Source organism: Pseudomonas sp. NUPR-002 (assembly GCF_056322725.1).
Map to the genome: position 1 here is coordinate 4,247,501 of NZ_CM150476.1, position 21,381 is coordinate 4,268,881.

Consider the following 21,381-nt stretch of genomic DNA (forward strand, 5'->3'; position numbering starts at 1 on the left):
AGCGTCACTCAGTGGCTGGCCATTGGTGCAATTATCACGGCTTCGGTGGGCGCAACGATGTCGATGCGCAAAGAGAGTCCTGCGCTGGTTGCCGCCGACTGATTTGAGAAATATTTTCATTTAAATCAAGACTGGTCATTGTGCCGCACATCCACGATCTTTAAGCTGTCATGGAACGTCAACTTTTATGTTATCTAATTGACAAGACAGGGACGCAAGGGAGCATCAGGAAGAAGCTGCAGAAATTGACCCGGGCGATAGATCCGGCACGTATTAAGGACGGGAATGAAACGAATTTTGCTCATCCTGGCCATAGTGGCCATTGCCGGATGCGCGGCGACTGCAAAAACTGAAGTCAAACGCGGCAAGAAAGGCCTGCACATCAATTGCTCTGGCCTCTCATCATCCTGGGATCAATGCTATAGCAAGGCGATCAAAGCCTGCGGCGAAAAGGGCTACAAGGTAATTGCCCGCTCTGGCGAAGATGACGCCGAGCCTGGCGACTACCTGTTCGGGCTCAATCCAGCGGGATACACCAGTCGCAGCATGATCGTGATCTGCAAATAAAGAACATTACGTACAAAGGGCAGCCAGATGGCCGCCCTTTGTGCTTTTAGGCATTCTCCGTATCAGATCGCCTGGGTGCGGTTCAGCAACCATTGCAGTGCCGCCCCGTCGAGCAGCGGCGCAAGGCGATCACGCACCTGCTGATGGTAGCCGTTGAGCCAGTTTCGTTCGCACTCGCTCAACAACTCCGGCAGCAAGCAACGCGTGTCAATCGGGCACAGGGTCAAGGTTTCGAACTCAAGGAAGTCGCCAAACTCACTACGCCCCACTTCGCGATTGAACACCAGGTTCTCAATCCGAACCCCCCACTGCCCAGGCCGGTAGGTGCCCGGCTCGATCGATGTGATCATCCCGGCCTGCATGGCTGTTTGCGGTGTGCTTGCCGCTTGGTAGGCAATCACCTGCGGCCCTTCGTGCACGTTCATGAAATAGCCAACGCCGTGACCTGTGCCATGACCGTAATCGACCTGATCGGCCCAGATCGGCGCGCGAGCAATGGCATCGAGCAAAGGCGAAAGAATGCCGCGTGGGAATCGCGCACGGGACAGGGCAATCACCCCTTTGAGCACACGGGTGCAATCCTGTTTCTGCGCTTGACTCGGCGCCCCTACGGGCACCATGCGGGTGATGTCTGTCGTCCCTCCTAGGTATTGGCCGCCCGAATCAATCAATAGCAGGCCATCACCTTCAATACGCGCGTGAGACGCTTCAGTTGCCCGATAATGTGGCATGGCGCCGTTGGCGTTGAACGCCGCAATGGTCGCAAAGCTCAGGGAAACGAAACCCGGACGGCGCGCGCGGGCAGCACTGAGCTGCTCATCGATCGTCAGCTCCGACACTGGCTCACGCCCCAACGCCGCCTCCAGCCAGGCAAAAAACTCGCACAACGCTGCGCCGTCCTGCTCCATCGCATTACGAATGTGAGCCAGGTCCTCGACACTTTTTTGCGATTTGGCCAGGGTGGTGGGGTTGAGCCCTTCAACCAGGCGCACTTGGGCAGGCACATTGTCGATCAAGCCTTGAGTGACCCGAGCAGGATCGACCAGCAACCGACTGCCCGCCGGCAGTTTGGCCAATGCCCAATGGATGGCTGCATAGTCGCGCACATCGATGCCTTCGGCTGCAAGCGCGTGGCGCAGATCATCGTCTAGCTTGTCTGGCGCCACGAAGAGTGTTGCCTTTTCCATGTTGATCAACGCAAACGACACAAACACCGGATTGTAGGGGACGTCGCTGCCACGCAAATTGAACAGCCAGGCAATATCGTCCAGGGTGGCAATGAAGTGGCAGTCAGCTCCCCGCTCACGCATCACCTGGCGCAACTGCGCAAGCTTGTCTGTGCGACTGACCGTAGCCTCCGGTGGCAGGTGGGCATACACCGCGTTGCCCGGCAAAGGCGGGCGCCCTTCCCAAACCTGTTCAAGCAGATCTCTGGACGTCAACAAACTCGCGTTACGGGCAGCCAGGCGCTCGCGCAGTTGACGCGCTGAAGCCAAGGCCATGACCGCACCGTCAACGGCTACCACGCCACCCTCTTTGACCTGTTCACCCAGCCATTCCAGGGGCCCCGGCTTGCCTGGCTGCAGTTTCACCAATTCAATACCGCTACCGGCAAGCTCTTTCTCAGCTTGCTCCCAATAGCGGCTATCCGCCCACAAGCCGGCGAACTCCGGCGTCACAACCAAGGTACCGACCGAGCCGAGAAAACCAGACAACCATTGCCTGCCCTGCCAGTACTCCGGCAGGTATTCGGACAGGTGCGGATCAGCCGAAGGCACCAGCAAGGCGTCGATCCCTTCTCGATTCATGACCTGACGCACTGCTGCCAGGCGTACGTGCACAGCGCCTTGCGGTGAAGATTGGGTGTTCATGCTGACTCCTGCTACCACGGCATCCGTTGTTATAGCCGCAGATAATGGAACAGCCTTCAGCCTCCGGCAACCGCCCAGAACGGCTGTGTCTGTAACGAAGCTTTGATTGCTGCCACAGCCTGATCGATATCGTCCTCCTGAGTGTATCGACCAAGGCTCAGGCGAATGGTCTGGCGCGCGGCCTGCGCCTCAATCCCCAATGCCAACAAGACGTGCGAGGGCTGGTTGCTGGATGAATTGCAGGCCGATGTGGATGAAAACGCCAGGCTGTCAGCCAACGACGCAAAATCAGGGCTCTGAGCGTTGAACGTCAGGCTCAGGGTATGCTCGATACGCTGGGAGGGACTGCCGTTAAGTACCAACCCGGGAATTTCAAGCAGCTGGGCTAGCAGCCGCCTGCGTAACAGAGCAATACGCTGCACCTCTTCATCCTGTAAGGCTGCCGCCAAGGCAAACGCTACCCCCATGCCGGCAATCTGATGGGTAGCCAGGGTGCCTGATCGCAAGCCGCCCTCGTGCCCTCCCCCATGTATTTGCGCGCACAGCAATGGCCGGGCTCGCTCACCGACGTACAAGGCACCCACACCTTTGGGCCCATAGACCTTGTGGGCAGAGAATGACATCACATCTACAGCCCACTGCTTCACATCGATGGTTAGCTTGCCAACCCCTTGTGCAGCATCCACATGCAACAAGGCGCCGTGTCGACGAACGAGCTGGCCGATGCTGGCGATGTCATTGACGGTACCGAGCTCATTATTCACCAGCATCAACGAGACCAGCACCGTGTCATCGCGCAGCGCAGCCAATACCGCTTGCGGACTGATCAGGCCCTGAGCGTCGGGTGCCAGGCGCGTCACCGCAAAGCCTGCTTGCTCCAGTTGCGAGACGGTATCCAGCACGGCTTTGTGCTCAATCTGACTGGTGATGATATGGCCACCCTGATGGCCCTGGGCGAGCCCCTTGAGCGCAAGGTTGTTGGATTCGGTAGCACCCGAGGTCCAGATAATCTGCGACGCTTCGGCCCCCACCACACTGGCAACCTGAGCGCGTGCCTGCTCTACAGCCAGTCGCGCCTCACGGCCGTAGCGGTGCGACCCGGACGCTGGATTGCCGAAATTGCCTGAAGCACCCAGACACTGGACCATCACCGGGATGACGCGCTCGTCGACGGGTGTCGTTGCGGCGTAGTCGAAATACAACGGGAAAGGGTTCATCGCTGCAGGCTCTCTGGTTGTCCATGTCGAGTGAAGTAGCCGGCGCCTTTATATAAAGAAGGCTGACCGTGGTTTCATAGTGCCTTACCACGCCATAGAACAATAAATTATTATAATTACTATAAATATAACCAAAAAATAAAATCAGGATTGCTGGTGAACTTCCGGCCTCCTCAGCCTTCACAACAGTACAGTCCTGATCCGGGGAAACCACCACACGCCCCGGCACCTGCCGCCGAGGAAATGCCCATGCCTCGATCGACCGATCACAAACAGGGCGTCGTGCTGCTCGATACGCGCCAGCACACGCCTGATCATGAGCACAGCGTGCACCTCAAGCTGGCTGAACGCCTGGCGCAGCTGCTCCATACACAGGTGGTGGCGCCCGAAGCATCACCTTCGGCGCACGACAATCTTTACTACCTGCCCACCGAGACCCTGATTGATCCGGCCCGCTACCAGGAGATGGGCATCGTCTCGGACCAGGACCTGTTCGGCGGCATGGTGGCCAGGCCCTATATGGCCACCAAGGCCATTTCCCACCCCTTACCCGCCAATGCCCGCTACCCATTGGGCTGGACCGATGATTTTGCTCGTCAAGCCAGCGATGCATTGCTGCGTGGCTACACGGTATTCAGTTTGGCAGATGCCCGAAGCGCCGCGGCACTGTTACTGCGTGACGGCCCATTACGGATTAAACCGGTGCGAGCCACCGCAGGGCGAGGCCAAACGGTGGTCACTTCGATGGCGCAAGTCGAAAACGCGCTGTGTAACCTGGACGAAAAAGCGTTATCGCTCTGGGGCCTGACACTGGAGGAGAATTTGACTCAGGTGCAGACGTACAGTGTCGGGCAAGCTTTGGTCGCTGGCATTTTGTGCAGCTACTACGGTACTCAGCAGTTAACCCGCGACCATGACGGCGAAGAAATCTACGGCGGCTCGGACCTGGTCGTGGTGCGGGGCAACTACGACAACTTGCTGCAGCTTGAGCTGGAAGACCCGCTACGCCTGGCCATCACTCAAGCCAGGCTCTATGAACAGGCGGCACTGCAGAACTTTCCTGGTTTTTTTGCCTCGCGCCGCAACTATGACGTGGCCCGCGGCCTGAACCACGAGGATAAAGCGCGTAGCGGAGTGCTCGAGCAATCCTGGCGCATTGGTGGCGCCAGCAGTGCCGAAGTGCTGGCGCTGCAGGCATTTGCCGCGGACCCGGCGCTGTCGCGCATCCGCGCCTCCACCCATGAGGTGTTCGAAGCACCCAAGTTGCCCGACGACGCAATCATTTTCTATCAGGGGGATGACCGTGAACTCGGCAGAATCTGCAAATACGCAAGGCTGCGCGACTATGACCATCCATAGCGAAGCCATTGAAATCAACGTCGGTGACGAACGCATCGCCGCAACCATTCTCAGCCCCGGCGACAAAGTACCGGGCATTCTTTTTGTTCATGGTTGGGGCGGCAGTCAGCAGCGTGACTTGGCTAGAGCCAAGCAGATCACCGGCCTGGGTTGTGTATGCATGACTTTCGACCTTCGCGGCCACGAGAAAACCGCCAGCCAGCGCTTGAGCGTCACCCGTGAGCACAATCTGGCAGATCTGCTTGCCGCCTATGATTGCCTGGCCAATCACCCGGCCGTCGACACCCAGGCCATTGCGGTTATCGGTAGCAGCTATGGCGGCTACCTGGCCACCCTGTTAACCGCCCAGCGTCCGGTCAAGTGGCTCGCCCTGCGGGTACCGGCCCTGTACTGGGATGACGAGTGGACACTGCCTAAACAGGGCCTTGATCGCCAACGTCTGAACGACTATCGCCGACGGCCACTGGGCCCTGCCGACAACCGCGCACTGGGTGCCTGCGCCGAATTTGCCGGCGATGTACTGCTAGTCGAGTCGGAAAAGGACGATTATGTACCGCACAGCACACTGATGAGCTACCGCTCGGCATTCGTCAGCGCTCATTCACTCACCCACAGAATCGTCGACGGTGCCGATCATGCACTGTCCAGCGATCGTAACCAGAAAGCCTACAGCTCGATTCTCAGCGCCTGGATCAGCGAAATGGTCATCGGTGCGCGCCTCGATCACTACCCTCACCACTCCCCTTGGTACTCTTGAGCTACCGGCACTTGGCAATGCAGGCCGTCGCTGCTGCTACGCACCAGGCTGCTGAGGGTTTGAAACGCGGCGAAATTCACACCTTTAGCCTGATGCTGACGAATCAGTTGCAAAAAGGGCTCCTGCTCGAAACTGCTGGCCGCCGACTCCCAGGCGCTGCGCGACTGCCATTGCAGGTACTGCATCACACGGCGACCATCCATGCTGGCCTGAATACTCGCGCCGAGCAAACCCTCATGGCGCAGGGCCAATGCCTCACTGCGCTCGGTCAGTGCCTGGGCCAGGGCGTGCTGGTGGGCAGGTATCACTTCGAATTCGATCATCTGGTTAAAGCACAGGCTGCGCTCAGAAACCATCATGGGCATGTTCTCCCTGTCATTGAACTTGCGATACGACGGCAGGCAGGGTAAAACCTCGAGTTAACTCAAGGTCAAGAGATTTATCCGTATGATCCAGCCTTGTACCGCCGAGAAGGTCATGACCGTTGGCCAACTAGCGGCCCGCAGCGGGGTTGCGGTCACTGCCCTGCACTTCTACGAAAGCAAAGGACTGATCCACAGTACCCGCAGCAGCGGCAATCAGCGCCGCTATCCCCGAGAAACCCTGCGCCGCGTGGCAGTCATAAAGATGGCCCAACGCCTGGGCATCCCCCTGGCCACTATTCATGCCGCATTGCAGACGTTGCCTGTTGGCCGCGCGCCCAGTGTTGCTGACTGGCAACGGCTGTCCGAACAATGGCGCCAAGACCTGAATCAACGAATTGAAAAGCTGTTGGTGCTGCGCGATCAGCTCGATGGCTGCATAGGATGCGGCTGCATGTCGCTGCAAAGCTGCCCGTTACGCAATTGCAATGACCAACTGAGCGAGCACGGGCCCGGACCGCAGTTGCTGCAGCCTGGCCCGGAAGCGGCTGAATGAAACGCCAGCCTTCGCTCAGCCAACGCTATCAACGGCCCGCCGCCGATAGTCGCTCGGCGCAAGCCCTGTGATTTTGTAGAAGACTTTGCGAAAGGCTCCTGGGTCTTGATAACCCACACCCCAGGCTATCTGGTCGATGCTGCGGTTGGTGAACTCCAGCATCCGGCAGGCACGCCCCACCCGCACCTGCTGGCAATATTCGGTTGGCTTGAGGCCTGTGGCACTGCGAAAACGACGCAGAAAAGTCCGCGACTCCAGGCCCGCACAATCGGCCATGACCTTCAGGTTGACGTCCCGCGCACCGCTGCTTTGCAACCAGTGCTGCACCTTGAGCACCGCTTCGTCACCGTGATCCAGGCGTGGACGAAAGACGCTGCCTGGCGCAGCACCGCTAACACGTTCTACCGCCAGAAAGCGCGCGGTTTCGGCAGCCAGGGTTTCACCCTGAAAACGTTCGACCAGTTTCAACCCCAAATCCGTCCAGGCCATTAACCCGGCCGAGGTGATGATGTCGCCATCGTCGAGCACGGGCAGGTTGGCCTCGACGTTCACCGCCGGAAAGCGCTCTGCCAGCGATTGCGCAAAATTCCAATGCGTCGTGGCTGGCCGGCCATCGAGCAGACCACTGGCGGCAATAAAAAACACCCCGACGCAGACTGAAACCAGCAAGGCACCTTCGCGATGCCAACGACACAGGTCCTGTCGATAGCGCTCAAGCAACTCAGGTGAAGGGGCCTGCGTCAGGCTTGGTGGAATGATCATTACCCGGGGCTGGTGCTGCCCACCCGCAAGGCTGTCGAACACCACCGTCAACTGGCGCTGCTCATTCTCGCTCCAATGGCTGACGCGCAGCGCTGGCCGCTCCAGTGCCCCCAGTTCCAGACGCAAGCGATTGGCGATGGCAAACAGGTCGGTCAAGCCATGCACGGCAGCCGCCTGCGCACCGGGGTAGACCAGCAAACCGATTTCCAGGGTGTCGCGACCTTTGTCCATTGTCAGTTTTTCCCGCCAATTTGTCGTTCGCGCCAATCTGCAAACGTACTGCCCAAGCCTATAACTATCACCTCATCACAACCACTCGTACCCGCACTGAGGTTTTTACAATGAGTAAGCATGCACTGATCGTTATCGACATTCAGAACGACTACTTCCCAGGTGGCAAATGGACCCTGGAGGGTGCGGACCGCGCCGCCGACAATGCCGCCCGCGTGCTGGCTGCGACGCGGGCGAAAGGCGATCTGGTGGTGCATGTGCGCCATGAGTTCGAGTCAGCCGATGCGCCGTTCTTCACACCTGGATCAGAAGGCGCGCGCATTCACCCCAAGGTTGCGGCCCAGGCGAATGAACCGGTAGTGCTTAAGCATAAAGTCAATTCATTCCTCAACACCGAGCTCAAGGCCTTGCTCGACCAGCACAACATCGCAGCCGTGACGGTCGTCGGCAGCATGAGCCATATGTGCATCGACGGCTTCACCCGTGCAGCGGCTGACTTTGGCTATGACGTCAGCGTGATCCACGATGCCTGCGCTACCCGTGACCTGGAGTTCAATGGCGTGACAGTTCCTGCTGCACAGGTGCATGCTGCCTACATGGCCTCCCTGGCATTTGCTTACGCCCAGGTGATTGCCACTGAAGACTTCCTGGCCAGCAATACCCGCTGACCCCGTTGCGGGGCGGCCTGCTACGCGCTTCACCTGGCGTGCCCCGCAGATCAGATCACAACGTTACGCACAAAGCGCGTGGCGACTTCACCTTCATTGCGATAGGCGTGAACGCAGTTACTGGCGTAACTGAAAAAGTCTCCCGCATGCAAGTGGTGAAGCTGGTCACCAATGGCCAGTGTCAGGCAGCCCTCGGCCACATACAGTTGTTCGCTCCAACCGTCAGCGTCGGCCTCGCATTGATAGACCTCGCCCGGTTCCAGACGCCATTCCCACAGTTCCACTTCACGACTGGCAACGGAGCTGGCCAACAACACCGCCCTGCTACCGGGATGAACCCCGGCCCAAGCCAGCTCGTTGATGCGGCTCGGATCACGGTTGTCGGGGGCTTGAATCAGATCGCTGAAGGCAGCCCCCAGTGCCTCGGCAAGGCGATCCAGGGTGGTCAGGCTGACATTCTTTTCCCCGGCTTCAATAGCGACCAGCATGCGTCGACTGACCCCGGACTTTTCTGCCAAAGCACTCTGGCTGAGTTCAGCGGCGAGGCGCAGGCGTCGAATATTCTGACTGACATGCTGTAGGACGGAGGCACGCTGGCTGGTGTTTTTGTGCACTATATTGCTCACAGATTGGGTTTGCGCAGTATACTGCCCACTTCGCCGCAATTGTGCGTCGACCCTCTTCCGTGTGCAAGGCCATGAACTCGATCAACAGCACAGAACGTCCTTCCGTCTCCTTTCGGCTTAGCCGGGCTGAGTGGGTACTGGTGTTTATCACCATGCTCTGGGGCGGCACCTTTTTGCTCGTCCACAACGTTATGACTGTCAGTGGGCCGATGTTCTTCGTCGGCCTGCGCTTTGCCGCTGCTACGTTATTCGTCGGTCTGGTTTCGGCGCGGGCGCTGTCGGGGCTGACCGCTACAGAATTCAAGGCCGGCGTGCTGATCGGTGTATCGATCATGCTGGGCTATGGTTTGCAAACTTACGGGCTGCAGACGATCAGCAGCAGCCAGTCGGCGTTTATCACAGCCTTGTACGTACCCTTTGTACCGTTGCTGCAATGGCTGGTACTGGGCCGCCGCCCGGGGCTGATGCCCAGCCTGGGCATCGGTTTGGCCTTTTTCGGCTTGATGCTCCTGGCCGGCCCCGAAGGCGGCTCACTGCAGTTCAGCACCGGCGAAATCGTCACCCTGGTCAGCGCCGTGGCAATTGCTGCAGAAATCATCCTGATCAGCCGCTACGCGGGAAAAGTCGATGTGCGCCGGGTGACCGTGGTGCAGTTGGCGACTGCTTCGGTGCTGTCATTCATGATGGTCGTGCCGACCCGGGAGCCACTGCCGGACTTTTCCTGGTTGTTGCTGCTCAGCGCGCTGGGGCTGGGGGCGATGAGCGCGATGATCCAGGTGGCCATGAACTGGGCGCAAAAATCGGTATCACCAACGCGGGCAACCCTGATTTACGCAGGTGAGCCGGTCTGGGCGGGGGTCGTTGGGCGCATCGCGGGGGAGCGGCTTCCCGGCATTGCCCTGCTCGGTGGGCTGCTGATCGTGATCGCGGTGATTGTCAGCGAACTGAAAATCAAACGCCGGGATCACATGGACGATGCGTTTGAAACGCCTGCTCAAGGGCGAGAAGCCGAAGGCTAACGGCCAAATCCGGTCTATCCTTTGAAAAAAACTGTTATAAAAAAATCGTTTGATACAGCGTGTTTGTAGAATTCTGCCACAGCTTGTGTGTTGGTGATCGACGGTGCGCCACGTATGATCCCTTACAAACTTCTGCAGATTAGATATCTATGTCCTTGATAGTGCTACTGCTTCTGCCGTTTATCGGCAGCTGCCTGGCGGCTGTCTTGCCGCACAACGCCCGTAATAGCGAGTCGTTGCTTGCCGGGCTGGTCGCCTTGGTGGGCACCGTCCAGGTCGCTTTGCTGTACCCACAGATCGCCCACGGCGGGGTGATCCGTGAGGAGTTCCTATGGCTGCCAAGCCTGGGCCTGAACCTGGTTCTGCGCATGGACGGCTTCGCCTGGCTGTTCTCCCTGCTGGTGCTGGGCATCGGTACGCTGGTATCGCTGTATGCGCGCTATTACATGTCGCCACAAGATCCGGTCCCCAGGTTCTTTGCCTTTTTCCTGGCGTTCATGGGCGCCATGCTTGGCCTGGTGATTTCCGGCAACCTGATCCAGATCGTATTCTTCTGGGAACTGACCAGCGTCTTTTCGTTCTTGCTGATCGGCTACTGGCACCACCGCGCCGACGCCCGGCGCGGCGCCTATATGGCCCTGATGGTTACCGGTGCTGGCGGCTTGTGCTTGTTGGCGGGGGTGCTGCTGCTCGGCCATGTGGTTGGCAGCTACGACCTGGACAAGGTCCTCGCTGCCGGCGAGCTGATTCGCAGCCATGCCCTCTACCCTGTTCTGCTTCCTCTGATTCTCCTCGGCGCACTGAGTAAAAGCGCACAGTTTCCCTTCCACTTCTGGTTGCCCCATGCAATGGCGGCGCCCACTCCGGTTTCGGCCTATCTGCACTCGGCGACCATGGTCAAAGCCGGGGTATTTCTGTTGGCGCGTCTCTGGCCGGTGCTCTCCGGCAGCGAAGAATGGTTCTGGATCGTCGGCGGTGCAGGCGCTTGCACCCTGTTGCTGGGCGCCTTTGCGGCAATGTTCCAGAACGATCTCAAAGGCCTGCTGGCGTACTCAACCATCAGCCATCTGGGCCTGATCACCCTGCTGCTGGGCCTGAACAGCCCACTGGCAGCGGTCGCAGCGGTGTTCCATATCCTCAACCACGCGACCTTCAAAGCTTCGCTGTTCATGGCTGCCGGGATCATCGACCACGAAAGCGGCACCCGTGACATCCGCCGCCTCAGCGGCTTGTACCGGCTGCTGCCGTTCACGGCAACGCTGGCCATGGTCGCCAGTGCCTCGATGGCAGGTGTGCCACTGATGAACGGCTTCCTGTCCAAGGAAATGTTCTTTGCCGAGACGGTGTTCATCAGCTCCAGCGCCTGGATTGAAGCGGCATTGCCCGTGATCGCCACCGTGGCTGCAACCTTCAGCGTGGCCTATGCCCTGCGCTTCACTGTCGATGTGTTCTTTGGCCCACCTGCCACCGACTTGCCACATACCCCCCACGAACCTCCACGCTGGATGCGTGCGCCAGTCGAACTGCTGGTGCTGACCTGCCTGGTGGTGGGCATGTTCCCAGCGCAGTCCGTCGGCCCATTGCTGGCTGCGGCCGCGCTGCCGGTGGTCGGCGGCACACTGCCCGAGTACAGCCTGGCCATCTGGCATGGCTGGAATGCACCACTGATCATGAGCCTGATCGCCATGAGCGGCGGCATCGTGCTCTACCTGCTGCTGCGCAACCAGCTCAAGCTGGGGCGTTTCCCGCACCCGCCTTTGATCGAGCGGTTCAATGGCAAGCGCCTGTTCGAACACGGTCAGGTGCTGTTGATGCGCGCGGCGCGCCGTTTCGAACGCGTAATGACCACCCGACGCCTGCAGAAGCAGCTGTTCATGCTGGTGCTGGTAGCGTTTCTGGCTGGCCTGCTGCCAATGCTGCAAAGCGGCTTGAGCTGGGGTGACCGGCCAAAAATTCCGGGCTCAGGCGTGTTCGTCACGCTTTGGCTGATCGCCATTGCCTGCGCCCTGGGTGCGGCCTGGCAAGCCAAGTACCACCGTCTGGCCGCCCTGACCATGGTCAGTGTGTGTGGCTTGATGACCTGCATCACCTTTGTCTGGTTCTCTGCTCCAGACCTGGCGCTGACCCAACTGGCGGTCGAAGTGGTCACCACGGTGCTGATCCTGCTTGGCTTGCGTTGGCTGCCACGTCGTATCGAGGGTGTTTCACCTGTGTCAGGCAGCCAGGAGCAGGCGCGTGTCAGACGCCTGCGCGACCTGATTCTGGCGGTACTGGTGGGTGGCGGCATGGCGCTGCTCTCCTACGCGATGTTGACCCGGCCAACGCCCAACGACATTTCTTCGTTCTACCTGAGCCGAGCCCTGCCTGAAGGCGGCGGCACCAATGTGGTCAACGTCATGCTGGTCGACTTCCGCGGCTTCGACACCCTCGGTGAAGTCACGGTGCTGGTCGCCGTAGCGCTGGCAGTGTTCGCCCTGCTGCGCCGCTTCCGCCCGCCGCGCGAAAGCATGCAACTGCCAGCCCAGCAGCGCCTGCTTGCGCCTGATGTGGTTACCGACCTGGTCAACCCGCGCCAGGCGGCCGACACGGCCCTTGGCTTCATGATGGTCCCTGCAGTACTGGTGCGCCTGTTGCTGCCGATTGCCCTGGTGGTGTCGATGTACCTGTTCATGCGTGGGCACAATCAGCCTGGCGGCGGTTTCGTCGCGGGGCTGGTGATGTCGGTGGCCTTCATTCTGCAGTACATGGTGGCCGGCACTCAGTGGGTAGAGGCGCAAATGAGCCTGCGACCGCTACGCTGGATGGGCACTGGCCTGCTCTGCGCTACCCTGACCGGTGGCGGGGCAATGCTGCTTGGCTATCCGTTTTTGACCACCCATACCGCCCACCTGCACCTGCCGTTGCTCGGTGATATTCACGTGGCCAGTGCATTGTTCTTCGATGTCGGTATTTTCACCGTCGTGGTCGGTTCGACCCTGCTGATTCTCACGGCCCTGGCTCACCAGTCGGTACGCGGACACCGTCCGGCCGCCCAACCCAAAGCCCTGCAGACAGGAGCCGCCTGATGGAAGAAGTCATAGCAATCGCCATTGGCGTACTCGCAGCCTCAGGTGTCTGGCTGATCCTGCGCCCACGGACCTTCCAGGTGGTGATGGGCCTGTGCCTGTTGTCCTACGGGGTCAACCTGTTCATTTTCAGTATGGGCAGCCTGTTCATCGGCAAGGAGCCGGTCATCAAGGACGGCGTACCTCATGACCTGTTCAACTACACCGACCCGCTGCCTCAGGCACTGGTGCTCACGGCCATCGTCATCAGCTTTGCCATGACTGCACTGTTTCTGGTGGTGCTGCTGGCCTCTCGCGGCTTGACCGGTACCGACCACGTGGATGGCCGGGAGCCCAACGAATGAGCTTCATGAACCAACTGATCATTGCACCGATTCTGCTGCCATTACTCACTGCAGCGCTGATGCTGTTGCTAGGCGAAAAACGCCGGCCACTCAAGGCCCGCCTGAACCTGCTCTCAAGCCTGCTGGGGTTAGCGATTTCGATTACCTTGCTGGTGTGGGTTCAGGCCCAAGGCCAGGCCAGCGCCATCGGTGTCTACCTGCCGGGCAACTGGCCGGCACCCTTCGGTATCGCCCTGGTGGTCGATCGGCTTTCCGCCCTGATGCTGGTGCTGACCGGTATTGTCGGCATCAGCGCCCTGCTTTTCGCCAGGGCCCGCTGGGACAGCGCCGGGGCCAGCTTTCACGCACTGTTCCAGATTCAGCTGATGGGCCTGTACGGCGCCTTCCTGACCGCCGACCTGTTCAACCTGTTCGTCTTCTTCGAAGTGCTGCTGGCCGCGTCCTACGGCTTGCTTCTTCACGGTTCCGGACGGGCACGGGTCAAGGCCGGCTTGCACTACATCGCCATCAACCTGTTTGCCTCGTCCCTGTTTCTGGTCGGCGCGGCGATGCTCTACGGCGTCACCGGCACCCTGAACATGGCCGACCTGGCGTTGAAAATCCCGTTGGTGCCGGAGGCCGACCGCGGCTTGCTGCATGCCGGCGCGGCCATCCTGGCCATCGCCTTCCTCGCCAAAGCGGGCATCTGGCCGCTGAACTTCTGGCTGGTGCCAGCCTACGCCGCCGCCAGCGCACCAGTGGCCGCACTGTTCGCGATCATGACCAAGGTCGGCATCTATACCGTGCTGCGCCTATGGACCTTGCTGTTTTCCGGCCAGGCTGGCGCTTCATCATTCTTTGGTGGCGACTGGCTGGTCTACGGCGGCCTCGCCACCCTGGGCTGTGCCGCAGTGTCGATTCTGGCAGCGCAGCGCCTGGAGCGAATGGCCGGCCTCAGCATCCTCGCTTCGGCGGGCACCCTCATCGCTGCCATCGGCTTCGGCCAGGTGGCCTTGACCTCCGGCGCCTTGTTTTACCTGGTCAGCTCGACCCTGGCACTGTGCGCACTGTTCCTGCTGGCCGAGTTGATCGAGCGCTCACGCTCAGCCAACGAACTGCCGCTGGATGACGACGATTGCCACCCCTCGCCGCTGGAATCACTGCATCCCCCCAAAGGCATCAACCTCGACGACGATCAGAACGCCGTCATCGGCCAGATCATTCCATGGACCATGGCTTTCCTGGGCCTGAGCTTCATTGCCTGCGCCCTGCTGATCATCGGCATGCCGCCACTCTCGGGCTTCATTGGCAAGGTCAGCCTGATTGCCGCCCTGTTCAATCCTCTGGGCCTGGGCACCACACCCGAGCAGCCACTTTCAGCTCAAGGCTGGGCTTTGGTGGTGTTGCTGATACTCTCCGGCCTGGCGTCGATGATTGCCCTGACCCGCGTCGGTATCCAACGCTTCTGGACACCACAAGAGCGGCCATCGCCCGCGCTGCGCTACTACGAATGTGTTCCGATTGTCGTTCTGCTCGGCCTGTGTATTGCCTTGAGCGTGCGCGCCGAACCCCTGCTGCGCTACACCCAGGACACTGCAGCAAGCCTGCAGGACCCTGAACAATATGTCAGTGCCGTGCTCAGCACCCGGCCAATCCCCGGCCCTACCAGCCAGGCCGCCAGCGCACAGGTACAGCCATGAAACGCGTATTTCCCGCCCCACTGCTGTCGCTGTCACTGTGCCTGTTGTGGTTGGTGCTGAACCTTTCGCTGAGCCCGGGCAATCTGTTGCTGGGCGTCCTGTTGGGTGTCGCTGCACCGCTGCTGATGGCTCCCTTGCGCCCGGTATCGGCACGCATCCGTCATCCCTGGACTGTGCTGCGCCTGATCGCGCGGGTAGGCGTTGATGTGCTGGTCTCGAACCTGCAGGTAGCACGTGGCGTTTGGGCGGCCAAACGCCGTGCACCGCAGTCGCGCTTCGTTCACATCCCACTGGACCTGCGTGATGCCCATGGCCTTGCGGCCTTGTCGATGATCACCACGGTGATTCCGGGCACCATCTGGTCAGAGCTGGCACTGGATCGCAGCATCTTGCTGTTGCATGTTTTTGATCTGGACGATGAGGTGCAGTTCATTGAACATTTCAAACAGACCTATGAACGTCCGCTGATGGAGATCTTCGAATGACTGGCCTGCTTGCCAACGCCATTCTCGCCAGCTTGTTCATCTTTGCCCTGGCCATGGCCCTGACCCTGTTCCGCTTGTTTCGTGGCCCCTCTGCCCAGGACCGCGTCCTGGCGCTGGACTACCTGTACATCCTGGCCATGCTGATGATGCTGGTCCTGGGTATCCGTTATGCCAGCGACACCTACTTCGAAGGGGCACTGCTGATTGCCTTGTTCGGCTTTGTCGGCTCGTTCGCCCTGGCCAAGTTCCTACTGCGTGGCGAGGTGATCGAATGAGCAATGTGAATGAGCTACCCCTGTGGGTCGAGGTGCTGGTTGCGGCGCTGTTGCTGCTCAGCAGCCTGTTCGCCCTGAGCGGAGCACTGGGCCTGATCCGCTTGAAAGAGTTTTTTCAGCGCATGCACCCACCTGCCCTGGCCTCAACCCTGGGCACCTGGTGTGTCGCCTTGGCATCGATTCTGTACTTCTCGATGCTCAAGCATGAGCCTGTGCTGCATGCCTGGTTGATCCCGATTCTGATGGCAATCACTGTACCTGTGACCACCTTGCTGCTGGCTCGCGCGGCGCTGTTCCGCAAGCGTATGGCTGGCGATGAAGTGCCCGAAGAAATCAGCAGTGGCCGCGATCGGGGCCACTAAGCGCTATTGGGTCAGCGCTTGCAGCTCGCGACGTACCATCGCCGCGTACTCAGGCGGGCTCAACTGATACAACTCAGTAGCCACCCAGTCAAACCACGCGCCCTGTAATCGCGGGCGCTGTGCCAGCCACTGCTCGGCTTGCTCACGGGCCTGAGCCTGGTGCAACGCATGGAAATCGGCGCGCCCCTGTGGCGCACTCGCCGAATCACTCATTCGCTGGCCTTGAACGTGGTCAGTTCACCTTTGCGCCATTTGGCGGCCTTGCCAGTGGCGGTCTTGAGGATTTTGCCCAAGCCTTCCTGAAGCTGTTGGTGAGCGGCAAAGATCATCACTACACCCTGACCTTCACGCAAGACAATACCCTCGCCTTCAGGTACTGAAACAAATGCGTAGTCACCCAAGCCATACACCGTCAGCTTGATGTCGCGGAAACGAACTTCCAGCTTGCCACCTTCACGGCTCGGCAATACTGCGGCGCGAAAATGATCGCCTACCTTCAGTTCCAGCCGCTGTTTATCATCGACAACCATCGCTGTTTCAGTGTCGATTTCGGCCATGTACAAGCCTTCCGCGTTTTGTTCGGTGACATAAACAAAACGCGATTGAAACTGTTTGACCAATTTGGCCCGAAGATCGCCCAGCACAAACAGGGCATGTGTATCCAGATTACTGACTGCCAATGAACAATTCCTCAAACCGATTACACGACGCCACCGCAGGAGCAACAGGGCTCCGTGAAGGCACGTCACTTCAATGTCGAAGTCTGAAAGACTAATGGGTAGATGCACGAGATGTCTGTGCGGATGGGCCTTGCAGCGTGCAGGAATTATCCCCCCTGCGAGCCAGCTTGGGCCACACGACAGGCATTCGGCAGATTTCCGTCAATGGAAACGTACTTTCTGACATCAAAACTGTCAGGAAAGTGCGATAGATACATCCTGGCCCCTCGGCAGAACGGGCGCCCGGATCTGATCTACATATCACAGGGAAGGAATATGCACGAAAACACCGAAATCCGTCGAGAGGCAAGCCGCATTTCTTACATCAACAACAATAGCTCAGGCCCATCCGCGAACGGCAAGCGCCATATAGTGATACCTGCTGGCATCAACTTCTTTCATATCACCGAACAGGCCACCGGGCAGGTGAAGGGATTCCGCTGCCGGCATACCGACGCCTGTGAACTGGCGCGAACACTGGAGCGTTGAACGCATGTTCAAACGGCCTGGCGCGCTGCTCCGGGCCGTTGATCACTGTGTAACTGCATCAGCCATGCGTTTTGGCATTCGACGGCTTCAGCACGACTACCGAAGGCTGTGCCGCGCCGCTCGCCATTTACCAATACCACCCAGCACACCCGCTTGCCCTGCGCCTGCATAGACGCAGGAACGCCACTGCCAATCATCACCGCTACATCGACTTGGCTATTCATCATTCCCTCCGGAATTTAATTAGCAACCTAACGATGTGCTCATCATACGCCCGCAGTGGCAGCGGAAAAAGCTATTGCCGACATAGCTGTGTTGCATTAGCCGCAACAAAGCCCGGGCGATAAACGCCAAGGCCCCGCGGATCGCTCCTCGGGGCCTTGGCCAGACTGCCGGTCAGATCTGACGCTGATGCTTGTCGATCTGCTCGTGGCGCTCTTGGGCTTCGATGCAGTACTTGGTAGTTGGGCTGATCAGCAGGCGCTTGAGGCCAATCGGCTCGCCGCTGTCGTCGCACCAACCAAAGCTGTCGTCTGCGATACGGCCCAGGGCCATTTCCAGTTGCGGCAGCAGGCGCTGGTCACGCTCGATGGCGTTGACCAACCAGTGGCGCTCTTCCTCGACCGAGGCAGCATCGGCCGGGTCAGCCGGGCTGTCCAGGCTCTCGATGGTAATGCGGCTCTGTTCGATGCGCTCCTGGGTCTCGACTTTCATCGACTTCAGCAACTCGGTGAAGAACGCCTGTTGCTCGGCGTTCATGTAGTCATCGGCCGGCATGGCCAGCAACTTTTCCTTGGTCATCGATTTCTCTATGAAAATAACGTGCATTTAAGCGATTGGATTGCCATCACCGACAGTTCGCCGACGGCGGAATTCTTCAAGCACCCTGCGGCACTCTATTTCGAGGGGCGGCAGTCTAAGGCGCCGCGCCGCACTGGGCAACAAAAATGACAGGGCAATAAGCCGAAACGGCCCGGAATCCGCCAATCGGCTGTGCCGAACCTGCCACAGGCACTGCAGAGTGCCACTGTTTATCCAACTTTGGACAGTGCGCCGGCTAATAAGCTGTAACAATTACCCGGCGATCAAGCCAATAACTGGCTTAATACTGCGCGCAACTTGCCAGGCTTCACCGGCTTATTGAGCAACGGCGCCTTCAAACGCTGCATGGCCCGGCGACTTTGCTCACTGCGATCAGCAGTGATCATCACGGCGGGAATGGCACTGGCGAAATGTGTACGCAGATCACGCACCACATCACACCCGGTCAAGCCCTGGTCAAGATGAAAATCGGCCAGTACCAGTTCAGGCGCTGTCCCGTCCAACGCCGTCAGTGCATCCTCCAGGTCGCAGGCCGTGACGACTTGGCAGCCCCACTGGGCCAACAACGCAGCCATGCTCTGGCGGATGCTCAGCTCATTATCGAGCACCAGCAAACGCCGCCCCGGTAGCGGGTCACCCACATGGGCCTGAGGCAGTAGCGCTAAAGGTGGTAGCGGCTGCCCGGCAGACAGCGGCACTTCGATACTGAATACCGAACCTCGCCCCGGCCAGGAACGCACCTGCACCCGATAGTCGAGAATGCGGGCAATACGTTCAACGATTGCCAACCCTAAACCCACCCCCTTGCGATCCGCTGCGCGGCCAACATCAAGCTGGTTGAACTCAAGGAAGATCGACTGCAAGCGCTCCTCGGCGATACCACGCCCGCTGTCCCAGACTTCGATGCGCAGATGGCTACCGCGTTGCCGCCAGCCCAGCAGTACGCGACCGCGCTCGGTGTAGCGACAGGCATTGCTGAGGAAATTGCGCAAAATACGCGTCAACAAACGCAGGTCGGTACGCACCACCCGCTCGCCGCCGCGCACCTGCAACCCCAGCCCTGCTGCCTCGGCCACCGGCTGAAACTCCGAAGCGAGCGGACGCAACACTTCATCCAGGCGATAAAGGTCAAGATCGGGTTTGATCGCGGCCTGGTCCAGACGCGAGATATCCAGCAGGTCGGTCAGTAAGTCTTCGGCACCTTCCAGCGCCTGGTGCGCTCGCTCCACCAACAACTGCTCTGACGCTGCAAGGCTACGCTCGCGCAGCGTCGAGATCAGCAGACGGGCAGCATTGAGCGGCTGCAGCAGGTCATGGCTGGCCGCGGCGAGGTACTTGTCTTTGCTCAGGTTAGCCGCCTGCGCAGCATCACGCGCTTCGATCAACTCATTGGTGCGCTCGGCGACACGCTGCTCCAACTCGTCGTTGAGTTGCTGCAGGCGCGCCTGCGCCTGCTTGCGCTCGGTGATATCAGCCACGAAACCTTCGACAACGCCCTCTTCATCAGGGCGCAACAACAGGTTCATCAATACATCGATGCTACTGCCATCACGCCGTCGCAAGCGGGTCTCATAGCCCAGCAGCGCATGCTCACGCTGCAGCACCTGAACGATTGCGAGCAGTTCACTGGCACCACCAACGAACAGTTCACTGGCCAGGTCCAGGCGCGAGAACATCACCGCCTGCGGGTCCGGATAGCCAAGCATGCGCGCCAGGGCCGGATTGGCCGCACGCATGCCCTGCTCCAGGCTGGCCTGAAAAATCCCGTGCACCGCGTGTTCGAACAGCCATTTGTATCGATTGCGCTCAGCCTCCAGCTCATCCAGACGTGCCGCCAACTCCGGGTAGTGGCTTTTGCGTACGGTGTGATTGCTCAGGCCCAGCAGGCCCGCCAGCGCATCACCCTGTGGATCAGAGGGCTTCGCCATAAACAACCTCGACATCACGCTGACTGGAGCTGCGCGGGTTGGTCAAAATGCACGGGTCGCCCATGGCATGGCGGGACAAGAACGGAATGTCGCTGCTGCCAACGCCATGCAAACCCAGGGTTTCATGAAAGCCCACGGCATGCTTGAGGGCAATCAAATGCTCAACCAGGCGGCGGCGCACCTGTTCATGGTTAAGCCCGCGGCAGTCGATCCCCAGGGTCTGGGCAATGACCTTGAAGCGGTCCGGTGCGGCGCTGTAGTTGAAGGCCACCACATGCTCTACCAGCACCGCATTGCACAAGCCATGGGGCAGATCGAGAAAACCACCGAGGCTGTGTGACATCGCGTGCACGGCGCCAAGGATGGCGTTGGAAAACGCCAGCCCGGCCTGCATGCTGCCGAGCATGATCTTCTCGCGCAGGGCAATATCCTGCGGGTTGGCAATCATTTCCACCAAATGCCCATTGATCAGGCGTATCGCCTCCAGGGCATGCGGGTCGGTCAATGGTCCATGCCCCGTGGAAACGAACGCCTCGATGGCATGCACCAGCGCATCGATACCGGTACAGGCCGAGAGGAACGGATCCATGCTCAAGGTCGTTTCCGGATCGATCAGCGATACATCCGGCACTACCGCCTTGCTGACAATCGAGAATTTCATGCGTTGCTGCTGGTTGGAGATGATCACGAACTGTGAGACGTCGGCTGAGGTTCCGGCTGTGGTTGGCACCAGAATCAGCGGTGGGCTGGGCACCCGAATGGTGTCGACCCCCTCGAACTCGAGAATGTGCCGGCCATGGGCGACAACAATGCCGATACCCTTGGCGCAATCCATCGGACTGCCACCGCCAACGGCAACGATCACATCGCATTGTTCCTGGCGATAACGCTCTGCACCGCTCATGACTTCTTCAACCCGCGGATTAGGCGAGACTTCGGCAAACAGGCTGTAGTCAATGCCTTGCCCTTGCAAGCTGGCCTCGATGTCGGCCACCCAGCCGGCGGCGATTACCCCTGGGTCACTGACCAGCAACACCTTGCGGGCACCGAAGGTCCGCGCGTAATTGGCGACATGATGCCGACAGCCGGCACCAAAGATGATTTCCGGGGAAACGAACTTGCGCAACTGGCTCAGATTGGGGCTCATGCAACGCCTATTCTTGTTGTTCTAGGAGTAGTGAGCCTCAGCCTAAAGCATCCAGCCGGCATTGCAATGTG

At 59.6% G+C, this 21,381-nt stretch carries 25 protein-coding genes (1 of these 25 running past the window's edge); 14 read left to right on the forward strand and 11 right to left on the reverse strand.

Going from position 1 to position 21,381, the window contains the following annotated elements; translation table 11 throughout:
- Positions 1–102, forward strand: partial view of a threonine/homoserine exporter RhtA gene (gene rhtA, locus ACVWSC_RS19450; RefSeq protein ID WP_442108746.1) — the final stretch only. 786 nt of this gene lie to the left of the window's left edge; the window shows 102 of its 888 coding nt (coding positions 787–888); its start codon lies off the left edge, out of view; it ends in the stop codon at positions 100–102.
- A gap of 183 nt (positions 103–285) precedes the next feature.
- Positions 286–567, forward strand: a complete 282-nt coding sequence (locus tag ACVWSC_RS19455; RefSeq protein ID WP_442108747.1) for a hypothetical protein — start codon at positions 286–288, stop codon at positions 565–567.
- A gap of 62 nt (positions 568–629) precedes the next feature.
- Here ACVWSC_RS19455 and ACVWSC_RS19460 read toward each other — a convergent pair whose 3' ends face one another.
- Together ACVWSC_RS19460 and ACVWSC_RS19465 are read right to left on the reverse strand one after the other, a co-directional pair.
- Complete coding sequence (locus tag ACVWSC_RS19460) at positions 630–2,438, reverse strand: aminopeptidase P family protein (protein ID WP_442108748.1); 1,809 nt, start codon at positions 2,436–2,438, stop codon at positions 630–632.
- A 56-nt stretch (positions 2,439–2,494) separates the two neighbouring features.
- Positions 2,495–3,655 (reverse strand): cysteine desulfurase family protein, encoded by a 1,161-nt coding sequence (locus ACVWSC_RS19465; RefSeq protein ID WP_442108749.1) that lies wholly within the window; start codon positions 3,653–3,655, stop codon positions 2,495–2,497.
- Between the two features lie 243 nt (positions 3,656–3,898).
- Here ACVWSC_RS19465 and ACVWSC_RS19470 point away from each other — a divergent pair, with 243 nt between their 5' ends.
- On the forward strand, positions 3,899–5,014 hold the full coding sequence (locus tag ACVWSC_RS19470) for a DUF3182 family protein (protein WP_442108750.1): 1,116 nt from the start codon (positions 3,899–3,901) through the stop codon (positions 5,012–5,014).
- Positions 5,001–5,771: an alpha/beta hydrolase family protein gene (locus ACVWSC_RS19475; RefSeq protein WP_442108751.1), complete on the forward strand. Its 771-nt coding sequence runs from the start codon at positions 5,001–5,003 to the stop codon at positions 5,769–5,771. The genes ACVWSC_RS19470 and ACVWSC_RS19475 overlap by 14 nt, the downstream gene beginning before the upstream one ends.
- Here the strand turns inward: ACVWSC_RS19475 and ACVWSC_RS19480 are convergent.
- Positions 5,747–6,130, reverse strand: coding sequence for an antibiotic biosynthesis monooxygenase (locus ACVWSC_RS19480; protein WP_442108752.1), 384 nt, complete (start codon positions 6,128–6,130; stop codon positions 5,747–5,749). The two genes, ACVWSC_RS19475 and ACVWSC_RS19480, sit on opposite strands and share 25 nt — an antisense overlap.
- 88 nt (positions 6,131–6,218) lie before the next feature.
- On the opposite strand from ACVWSC_RS19480, the gene soxR reads away from it, so the two are divergent.
- The gene (gene soxR, locus ACVWSC_RS19485) at positions 6,219–6,689 is read left to right on the forward strand and encodes a redox-sensitive transcriptional activator SoxR (RefSeq protein ID WP_442108753.1); all 471 of its coding nucleotides are present in this window, start codon (positions 6,219–6,221) and stop codon (positions 6,687–6,689) included.
- A gap of 15 nt (positions 6,690–6,704) precedes the next feature.
- On the opposite strand, the gene ACVWSC_RS19490 is transcribed toward soxR, so the two are convergent.
- Positions 6,705–7,682: a GlxA family transcriptional regulator gene (locus ACVWSC_RS19490; protein ID WP_442108754.1), complete on the reverse strand. Its 978-nt coding sequence runs from the start codon at positions 7,680–7,682 to the stop codon at positions 6,705–6,707.
- A 110-nt stretch (positions 7,683–7,792) separates the two neighbouring features.
- On the opposite strand from ACVWSC_RS19490, the gene ACVWSC_RS19495 reads away from it, so the two are divergent.
- Positions 7,793–8,350: a cysteine hydrolase family protein gene (locus tag ACVWSC_RS19495; RefSeq protein ID WP_442108755.1), complete on the forward strand. Its 558-nt coding sequence runs from the start codon at positions 7,793–7,795 to the stop codon at positions 8,348–8,350.
- A gap of 50 nt (positions 8,351–8,400) precedes the next feature.
- On the opposite strand, the gene ACVWSC_RS19500 is transcribed toward ACVWSC_RS19495, so the two are convergent.
- Positions 8,401–8,964 (reverse strand): helix-turn-helix domain-containing protein, encoded by a 564-nt coding sequence (locus tag ACVWSC_RS19500; protein WP_442108756.1) that lies wholly within the window; start codon positions 8,962–8,964, stop codon positions 8,401–8,403.
- An 83-nt stretch (positions 8,965–9,047) separates the two neighbouring features.
- On the opposite strand from ACVWSC_RS19500, the gene ACVWSC_RS19505 reads away from it, so the two are divergent.
- The 7 genes from ACVWSC_RS19505 to ACVWSC_RS19535 all read left to right on the forward strand — a co-directional run bounded on the left by ACVWSC_RS19505 (position 9,048) and on the right by ACVWSC_RS19535 (position 16,205).
- Positions 9,048–9,995: a DMT family transporter gene (locus ACVWSC_RS19505; protein ID WP_442108757.1), complete on the forward strand. Its 948-nt coding sequence runs from the start codon at positions 9,048–9,050 to the stop codon at positions 9,993–9,995.
- 149 nt (positions 9,996–10,144) lie between these two features.
- Positions 10,145–13,060 carry a monovalent cation/H+ antiporter subunit A gene (locus ACVWSC_RS19510; RefSeq protein ID WP_442108758.1) on the forward strand — a complete coding sequence of 972 codons (2,916 nt, stop codon included), beginning with the start codon at positions 10,145–10,147 and terminating at the stop codon, positions 13,058–13,060.
- A complete protein-coding gene (locus ACVWSC_RS19515) occupies positions 13,060–13,404 on the forward strand; it encodes a Na+/H+ antiporter subunit C (protein WP_442108759.1) in 345 nt (114 codons plus the stop codon). The genes ACVWSC_RS19510 and ACVWSC_RS19515 overlap by 1 nt, the downstream gene beginning before the upstream one ends.
- Positions 13,401–15,083: a monovalent cation/H+ antiporter subunit D gene (locus tag ACVWSC_RS19520; protein WP_442108760.1), complete on the forward strand. Its 1,683-nt coding sequence runs from the start codon at positions 13,401–13,403 to the stop codon at positions 15,081–15,083. The genes ACVWSC_RS19515 and ACVWSC_RS19520 overlap by 4 nt, the downstream gene beginning before the upstream one ends.
- On the forward strand, positions 15,080–15,568 hold the full coding sequence (locus tag ACVWSC_RS19525) for a Na+/H+ antiporter subunit E (RefSeq protein WP_442108761.1): 489 nt from the start codon (positions 15,080–15,082) through the stop codon (positions 15,566–15,568). The genes ACVWSC_RS19520 and ACVWSC_RS19525 overlap by 4 nt, the downstream gene beginning before the upstream one ends.
- Positions 15,565–15,843 carry a K+/H+ antiporter subunit F gene (locus ACVWSC_RS19530; protein ID WP_038612978.1) on the forward strand — a complete coding sequence of 93 codons (279 nt, stop codon included), beginning with the start codon at positions 15,565–15,567 and terminating at the stop codon, positions 15,841–15,843. Before ACVWSC_RS19525 ends, ACVWSC_RS19530 begins: the two co-directional genes overlap by 4 nt.
- A complete protein-coding gene (locus tag ACVWSC_RS19535; protein WP_442108762.1) occupies positions 15,840–16,205 on the forward strand; it encodes a Na+/H+ antiporter subunit G in 366 nt (121 codons plus the stop codon). The genes ACVWSC_RS19530 and ACVWSC_RS19535 overlap by 4 nt, the downstream gene beginning before the upstream one ends.
- 3 nt (positions 16,206–16,208) lie before the next feature.
- Here the strand turns inward: ACVWSC_RS19535 and ACVWSC_RS19540 are convergent, their stop codons facing one another.
- Positions 16,209–16,418 carry a hypothetical protein gene (locus tag ACVWSC_RS19540; RefSeq protein WP_442108763.1) on the reverse strand — a complete coding sequence of 70 codons (210 nt, stop codon included), beginning with the start codon at positions 16,416–16,418 and terminating at the stop codon, positions 16,209–16,211.
- Positions 16,415–16,885 (reverse strand): hypothetical protein, encoded by a 471-nt coding sequence (locus tag ACVWSC_RS19545; RefSeq protein ID WP_442114336.1) that lies wholly within the window; start codon positions 16,883–16,885, stop codon positions 16,415–16,417. Before ACVWSC_RS19545 ends, ACVWSC_RS19540 begins: the two co-directional genes overlap by 4 nt.
- A gap of 315 nt (positions 16,886–17,200) precedes the next feature.
- On the opposite strand from ACVWSC_RS19545, the gene ACVWSC_RS19550 reads away from it, so the two are divergent.
- A complete protein-coding gene (locus tag ACVWSC_RS19550) occupies positions 17,201–17,413 on the forward strand; it encodes a hypothetical protein (RefSeq protein ID WP_442108764.1) in 213 nt (70 codons plus the stop codon).
- Between the two features lie 8 nt (positions 17,414–17,421).
- Here the strand turns inward: ACVWSC_RS19550 and ACVWSC_RS19555 are convergent, their stop codons facing one another.
- The 4 genes from ACVWSC_RS19555 to ercA form a co-directional block, all read right to left on the reverse strand.
- Positions 17,422–17,637 (reverse strand): hypothetical protein, encoded by a 216-nt coding sequence (locus ACVWSC_RS19555; protein ID WP_442108765.1) that lies wholly within the window; start codon positions 17,635–17,637, stop codon positions 17,422–17,424.
- Positions 17,638–17,809: 172 nt separating this feature from the next.
- On the reverse strand, positions 17,810–18,214 hold the full coding sequence (locus ACVWSC_RS19560; RefSeq protein ID WP_442108766.1) for a TraR/DksA family transcriptional regulator: 405 nt from the start codon (positions 18,212–18,214) through the stop codon (positions 17,810–17,812).
- 284 nt (positions 18,215–18,498) lie between these two features.
- Entirely contained in the window at positions 18,499–20,163 is a 1,665-nt protein-coding gene (locus ACVWSC_RS19565) for a PAS domain-containing hybrid sensor histidine kinase/response regulator (RefSeq protein ID WP_442108767.1), read from the reverse strand.
- Positions 20,147–21,310, reverse strand: a complete 1,164-nt coding sequence (gene ercA / locus ACVWSC_RS19570; protein WP_442108768.1) for an alcohol dehydrogenase-like regulatory protein ErcA — start codon at positions 21,308–21,310, stop codon at positions 20,147–20,149. The genes ACVWSC_RS19565 and ercA overlap by 17 nt, the downstream gene beginning before the upstream one ends.
- Between the last annotated feature and the right edge of the window lie 71 nt (positions 21,311–21,381).